Origin of the sequence: Aurantibrevibacter litoralis, from assembly GCF_034651555.1 — a bacterium.
Classification (GTDB): domain Bacteria; phylum Bacteroidota; class Bacteroidia; order Flavobacteriales; family Flavobacteriaceae; genus Aurantibrevibacter; species Aurantibrevibacter litoralis.
This window is the reverse complement of sequence record NZ_JAYEEQ010000019.1, coordinates 65,179-71,658: the sequence shown is the minus strand read 5'-3', so window position 1 is coordinate 71,658 and position 6,480 is coordinate 65,179. Positions and strand designations below refer to the sequence as shown.

The following is a 6,480-nucleotide window of genomic DNA, read 5'->3' as shown; positions in this document are numbered from 1 at the left end:
TAGGTGGTTCACTTTCATCCGGCGAGCTATGCTCACTTTATCCCGGCCAAAGTGGTATACTATGTCCGTTGTTTGCATAATGTGTTTGTTTTCATTTGTTACTATTTATTTTATATTTCTAGCATTTATTCATTCCTTTTAACTACAACCTGTTCCCGGCAACCCATCGCCGCCCATCAACGAAATTAACAAGTCGAATCCGCCCATAACTTCTCCCACTTTTCCTAATGAAAAAAACATTATTTCTTTGTGAATGTTACAGGCAAGTTCTTTCATTGCTTCGCTTATTTTGTCATCCATACCCGTAGGATCCATAATAATGAGCACTTCTGTGACAATAGCATATAATTTTACAAGGGTTTTTCCGTAAGTTGCAACAATGCCAATGGGTGTGCTGGCTACTCCCATTCCTGTAAATAAAAGCATATATAAATCTATAACCCGATTGAGTTCTTTAAGTTGTTGCTCTATGCTATTGGTACCGCCGCCGGTTCCGTTGGGCAATATGCCGTAAAGTTCTCCGGTTTTGGAGTTGATATGCCAAAAAGCTTTGGTTTGTGCAGCGGCATCAATTATTTTATAGCTGCCGTCGTGTCTGTAAATAGTTTCTCGCCAAAAAAGGGCATCATCACCTTTTTGATACAACTCTACAAACCACTCTTCATTAACAACCGTTGCTCTCTCAACTTTATTTTTACCTTTTAATAAATGAAAGGTGCTTTGTTGGAATATTTCTTTTTCTCTAATGGCTAGTTGTGCCGTTTTGATGAGGTTAATTTTAAAATTATCTTCTTCATTTTTTGAAAATGTTACATAATTTGAAGTGGGTACAAAATCAAAATTTGTTTCTGTAGTTCTGCCGTCTAGGCCTATTTTATTTTTTATAATACCTACTCTTAATCCCGAAGAGAAAGTGAATGAATGCGCTGTTACTTGGTTGCTAAGGGGTGCCATTAAGGGTAAAAAAGCATCGGTACTGGTAAAACTCCCTTTTTCTATTGCTTCTCTTGCTTTTTTAATCTCATTATTCATAACTGCTTCGCCCCATTCTCTTGTGCTTAATCTGTACTTTAACACATCTGAAAGTGCATTTGAAAAAGTAGGCCCTTCACCTTCAAAACTAAGAATGGCACTGCCCAATAAATGGCATTTTACATCTAAAAAATCGGTAATTGTTGGTGTTCTATTACTATTTATAATGGGATCCCACCCGGCGTATATTCGATTTATTTCTTTGTTATCTACTTTTATATTTAAGTATAAACCGGCTATGTTTTGCCCAAGTGCCATTCCGTTTTCAGGAAAACTGATAAATTCATAGTTGGCGGAGGCTGCTACTCTTTGCGCATCTACACTAATTTTTGCTGTATGGTCTGCTTCTTTGTCGGTTACATAATAGGTAAAAACATAGGGGGGAATTTCAATAGAATCGATAAACTCTACAATACTTTCAATAACCAGAGATTGGTCTTTTGCATTAAAAACCGCTCCATTGGTTGCTTCTGCCATTTTTGTGAATGACTCGGTACGGTGTTTTTGATCTGAATTATACACATTGAGCACGAGTGCCGGTGGCCCGCTTTTATAAAAGTTGATATTTCTATCATCAAATGCATCATTATTATCACCATCGGTGGCATAAATAATCAGGTCGTTATCGGTTTGTGATGCTTTTAATAGCCAGGTAAATAATTCAGAAGGTGTTTGCCATTTTGTAATGATGGCTCCTTTGTAATTTTCTTTAATGGAATTTTCAAGTTGTGAAATAAAAAGGTCCATATTTTCGCCGTAATATTCATCCGGCATACTCAAAGAACCATCATAAAGAATGAGAATTCTTGGCGCTCGTTCGTTTCGTTCCATTAGTGCGGCAATGGGGTTGTCATTGTCATTAATTGCAAAATCTGCTGCCGAAAGCCCTTCAACAAATTCGCCCTGATTATTCAATGGTTTTACTTCCAGTTTTACCAAAGGGTATGTGTTTGGAACGGCTTTTATTTCAATTTTCTCTACACTTTTTTGCAGATCTTTGTCTGCATTTATTAACAACGGGTGGTTGCCTATTTGAGCGGAATTTTCAGAAAGGTCTATGGTTCTACCCTCTAAGGTTATTGGATTGCCTAGAAATGATTTTTTATCCATTTCTTCTGCATTCATATCAAAGGATTGAAACGATAGCGCAGGAGTAAAAACTCTTAAATTTCCTATATTGGTATATGTTTGTTCTTGCAGACTTAAACCGTGTAAAAAATTAACAACAATTTGATTGCCTACAAGCTCGTAGGCCAACCATTCGCCCGATACGAGTTCTTTTTCTTCCCTTAAATCAATTCCATCTGTAAAGTTTAAGCTAATTTTGATTTTTTGGTCATCAAATACTGTCTCATCGGCTTCTTTTATACTGCCTCCATTATCGTTTTTCAATGCGCCAAAATTTACTTTGGGGTCAAAAAGGTGGGCGTACATTGTTTGTTCTTGATAGGTAAATTCTACCGTTGGCGTGCTGTAATTGTCCCAACGAAAATCGAACTTATGAGGATTTATTTGATCTTTATTGGGCAATTCATCCCATAGTTCATTAGCCAAGGCAATACTTTGTGCTATATCCTGATCAACATTTTTAGCAGCGCTGTTTTCTGATTGTTTATAATTCATTTCAGCTTCCCAACGTTTGAATGTTTTTTTGCTGATTTTTGGGGCAAAGCTTCTATCTATAGGTCTAAAGAAAAAGGCAGGCACTTCGTCAACTTGAATGTTGGTTCTTTCATAAATAACTCTTGAGTTAATTCCTGCATCGTTGTACATTTTGTTTAAAAGTTCGGCTTTTTCTCTAGGAGTGGCAAAGCCGTATCGTAGGACTCCTTTGATGCCATATTTCATTAACTCTCCCATTTTATTTAAAGAATTTTGAGAAGTAGGCATCAAATAAATTTCATCGCGCACAAAGTGAAACATTGCTTTTGGGTCTCCTTCTGCAATTAATTTTTTCATTCTCCCTTCAAGATGGTCCGGACTGGTTTCTAAAGCCATTAACATTTCTTCCCAGACTTTGTAGGGTGCCAGACCGGAGCCTTGATAGTCAATGTCCGCAGCATCGTTTCCGCAGCTAAAAAAAGACAACGGCAACATAGATGCTAATCCTAGTAAAGACATTTGCTCAATAAACTCTCGCCTTGTGGTGCCGTTATCTGTTGATGGTTTCATTGATTGAGTTATTTAATAATTAATGATTTCTATCGATGTTTTTGTTATCAAAGTCATCCAGCACTTGTAGTGAAGATATGTAGTTGTCAAATTCAAAAAGATTCCATAGTTCATCAGGGGTCATTTTTTTGGCACTGAGAAGCATATGAAATCTATCGATATAAATAAATTCGATGCTGGCATCTTGGTTGTTTGTTTCATATCGATTGACTGTTTTTATGCCATTTCGCAATTTTTTTTCAACCCGGGTTGTGGGCGGAAAGTCTTCATCTAAATCATAGGTGACATCAAACATTGTGATGATTGAAGAACCTAAAGGCCCGGCAGCATCGGCAATTTTTAAATGAACTTTTCCGTTTCCAAAAGCACCTTCAGAAGTGGCCATATCTTCTGAGACGTTTATAAAATCTCTGTCTAAATCGCCTATTCTGAAAGGAAAGGTATCTTCCAACTCTTGCCTGTTGAGTGGTATTTTTTCTGAAACAGGTTTTCGAGCGCTTGGTTTTGTAAGCGCTTTTTCTATGGTATTGTTGATCTCCGGAACATTAGGTTGTTTGGATTCAGACTTGCAAGCATTGAAACAGATGAGCAGCAGTGTACTAACAAGGAGATATTTTATTTTATGAATTATTGAGGTGTTCATTGTTAAAATTTTGCTTTCTCTAACTCGTCTTTTGCCTGAAGCAGTTTTTTACTATCGTATCGCCTTCCGCTCAAGGTGATGTGATAGCGGTTGTCTTTGATGTACTCTAGTTCAGAAAATTGGATGCCTTTGTCCAAGGATTCTTTGAGTAAAATTCTATTTCCTTTATGGTCTTGAGTTTTTGCCCAACCGTTTGCTTCTTGGTTATTGATCTCCATAGAAATCATTTTATGAATGGCATTGAGGTGGCCAAAGCCATAATTTCCAGCACCGTCTATAATGGTAAGGTTTATGTTTTCAGTTTCGTGACTGGGATTGGCATCCAAACTGTAAGCCCCGGCAACTGTTTGCGGCGCAGGCGAAGATGAACTTCTAAATGGAACTCCTGCCAATTGTTTTGGCAACTTTGAAAGGAGAACTTCTTCAGTATGGGCTTCTGTGGCTATTAACTCCTGAAGCCAAGTGCCCTCCTTTTTGGCCGATTTTTCGAATTTCTCAACTTTCTCTTCTACGGATTTTGTATGTTTTTCGGCGGTTTCTCTACAAGAAATCATTGTTATAAGAAGGAAAATAAATAGCTTTACAAAAGAGCGTTTCATAAGAATACAATTAAATTAGTAGTGTTTTGTATGTATTAGCGTTTTTAGTAAAAATGGTTGGGGTTGATACTTTTTTCACGAAGGCAATGGCCTTGGCGTTCCTATATTCTCCCCGCGAGACAGCATAATTTTAAGCATCTGTAAAAAGACTACGGCCCAATGTCGTTTCGTTGAATTACAGGTGTAGGTTATTTGGGCAGATTCCTTTTTACACCTGTTTATAGTGTTTAGATATACCCTTTAAGGCGTCTAATTCGTCTTTTTAAAATGATCTTCAAACACTTTTGTAGGTCTACTGTCTTTAAAATTTATGGTTGTTTTTATGTACCCGGTGGTGGCTCCTGTTATTCTATAATGGGTATACCGGATATCAAACGTGCGATTGGCTACATTATCCGATTTGGTGACTGTCATTTTATATCGAGATCGTCCATCCGAATTGTCATAATTAAGGGGCACTTGGTTCCAGACAAACTTTACATTGGGTTTTGCATAAACTGTTGTTTTTGTCCTTGTTACGATAAATTTTGGGGTTAACGAATTGGGATCGTTATTTCTAAATAGTTGTTCGGTTTGTGCATGCAACCCTGTGCCGGTGCATAGAAAAACGATTAAAAGAACTGTTTTCATGGTGGTTAAGAGTTACGGGTTAATGATTGTGATTCGTTTATATCCTTTCCATTTTTGAGGTGTCCTAACGGGAATAAAGTTTGAATTTTTTCTCCTTTAGGGTTCGGCGTTACATGTTTTTGAACCATTCACCATACTTATCCCCAAGAAAAGGCACTGTTTTTTCTTTACCGTTAATGGCATTCATGAGTCCCATAACCCACATATAGAGCACTACAAAAACCCCAATAATCCATATAATCCATCCCAGAATGGGAATTAAGCTTATAATGCCCAACGCCAGTCCCGTAAGTGCCAGCCCTAGAGATTGCTTAATATGGAAGCTGGTGAAAGCGTCTTTTTTGTCTTTATTTGATATAAAGGCAATGATGAGCCCTACTACGGTAATGTAGGCGATAATAGCCATATTTTTGTCGGTTGTGTTCTGCATTTGTGTTTGTGTTTCCATGGCGGGTATTTCTCTTAGAATTAATGTATGATGATAAAATCCAGTTTGTATTAAAAAGCTCAGGGGATATCACGTAAAATTTAGTTCTTCTGCATTTCCGTCCATTTAGGGTACAAGCTTTATTGCGAAGCTGGACGTTTCCCTAAAAGAGCGGAAAAATTAATTGTCATCCAGCACAAGCCATTGTAGCCCTTCGGGTAAAAATCTTTCACGTGTAAGTACCGTTTTGGAAGGGTAAACGGTGCCGTCCGATGACGTAAAAACCTCGGCTATTTCATATTTAATCATGTTCCATCCCTCCTCCAATTGTAAGTCTACCTCTGTGATATTGTCATATTCTTCGCCACTATGGGAAACCGTAGGAATGCTAACTTGTCCTTTTGCTGTGGCATCCTTTTCTACGAAATAGTAGCGAATGTAATAACCCTGGGTGCCACTCCCCATTTGATAGTTATACAGCCATTTTGCCATTTCGGGGCTGTTGGCCAAATATAGCACGCCGTATTTCTCTTTCTTTTCTTCGTTGCCCACGATTAAGTCGGGCACTCCTGCCACCACGGCATCCCCATTTTCAAACGTAAATTCTCCAGGAAAGGAACTGCTATCACTTCCAAAGGTATCGGCCACGGTTTTAAATTTTAGACTCCACCCTTCAGGGGCATCTTTTTTTGCTTCTTCGGCCTTTTCCTGTAACAGGGTCATAAAATCATATGCCAGTTCCAGTTGCGCTTCTCCATTAGCATCAACTTTGCCCCATGTCTCCATTTCCCCGGTCATAAAATCTTGGGAAACTAAAAGGGCCTCATCCTTGTTCCAGTTGTTAATAGATCCTCCCACATATAACTGGCTATTGGCGTAAAGGGACGATAAAAGAAATGCGAGTACAAACGGTTTAAAAGAAGTTGAAGTTTTCATAAGTGATATCAATTTAAGTTATGGTTTATATTTTGTGATTT

Annotated in this window: 6 protein-coding genes; all 6 read right to left on the bottom strand. The window is 38.0% G+C overall.

Annotated features, from left to right (window positions below; all coding sequences use genetic code 11):
• Window positions 1–138: 138 nt before the first annotated feature.
• Complete coding sequence (locus U1E44_RS13985) at window positions 139–3,204, bottom strand: hypothetical protein (protein ID WP_322931724.1); 3,066 nt, start codon at window positions 3,202–3,204, stop codon at window positions 139–141.
• A 19-nt stretch (window positions 3,205–3,223) separates the two neighbouring features.
• Window positions 3,224–3,847 (bottom strand): hypothetical protein, encoded by a 624-nt coding sequence (locus U1E44_RS13980; protein ID WP_322931723.1) that lies wholly within the window; start codon window positions 3,845–3,847, stop codon window positions 3,224–3,226.
• A 2-nt stretch (window positions 3,848–3,849) separates the two neighbouring features.
• Window positions 3,850–4,401, bottom strand: coding sequence for a hypothetical protein (locus tag U1E44_RS13975; protein WP_322931722.1), 552 nt, complete (start codon window positions 4,399–4,401; stop codon window positions 3,850–3,852).
• A 294-nt stretch (window positions 4,402–4,695) separates the two neighbouring features.
• Window positions 4,696–5,076: a hypothetical protein gene (locus U1E44_RS13970; protein ID WP_322931721.1), complete on the bottom strand. Its 381-nt coding sequence runs from the start codon at window positions 5,074–5,076 to the stop codon at window positions 4,696–4,698.
• 109 nt (window positions 5,077–5,185) lie between these two features.
• Window positions 5,186–5,524 (bottom strand): hypothetical protein, encoded by a 339-nt coding sequence (locus U1E44_RS13965; protein ID WP_322931720.1) that lies wholly within the window; start codon window positions 5,522–5,524, stop codon window positions 5,186–5,188.
• A 159-nt stretch (window positions 5,525–5,683) separates the two neighbouring features.
• The gene (locus tag U1E44_RS13960) at window positions 5,684–6,439 is read right to left on the bottom strand and encodes a hypothetical protein (protein ID WP_322931719.1); all 756 of its coding nucleotides are present in this window, start codon (window positions 6,437–6,439) and stop codon (window positions 5,684–5,686) included.
• Window positions 6,440–6,480: the final 41 nt, after the last annotated feature.

Excerpts from the sequence above, each read along its gene's own strand:
- U1E44_RS13985 (WP_322931724.1), bottom strand. The coding sequence starts at position 3,204 with ATGAAACCATCAACAGATAACGGCACCACAAGGCGAGAGTTTATTGAG.
- U1E44_RS13980 (WP_322931723.1), bottom strand. The coding sequence starts at position 3,847 with ATGAACACCTCAATAATTCATAAAATAAAATATCTCCTTGTTAGTACA.
- U1E44_RS13975 (WP_322931722.1), bottom strand. The coding sequence starts at position 4,401 with ATGATTTCTTGTAGAGAAACCGCCGAAAAACATACAAAATCCGTAGAA.
- U1E44_RS13970 (WP_322931721.1), bottom strand. The coding sequence starts at position 5,076 with ATGAAAACAGTTCTTTTAATCGTTTTTCTATGCACCGGCACAGGGTTG.
- U1E44_RS13965 (WP_322931720.1), bottom strand. The coding sequence starts at position 5,524 with ATGGAAACACAAACACAAATGCAGAACACAACCGACAAAAATATGGCT.
- U1E44_RS13960 (WP_322931719.1), bottom strand. The coding sequence starts at position 6,439 with ATGAAAACTTCAACTTCTTTTAAACCGTTTGTACTCGCATTTCTTTTA.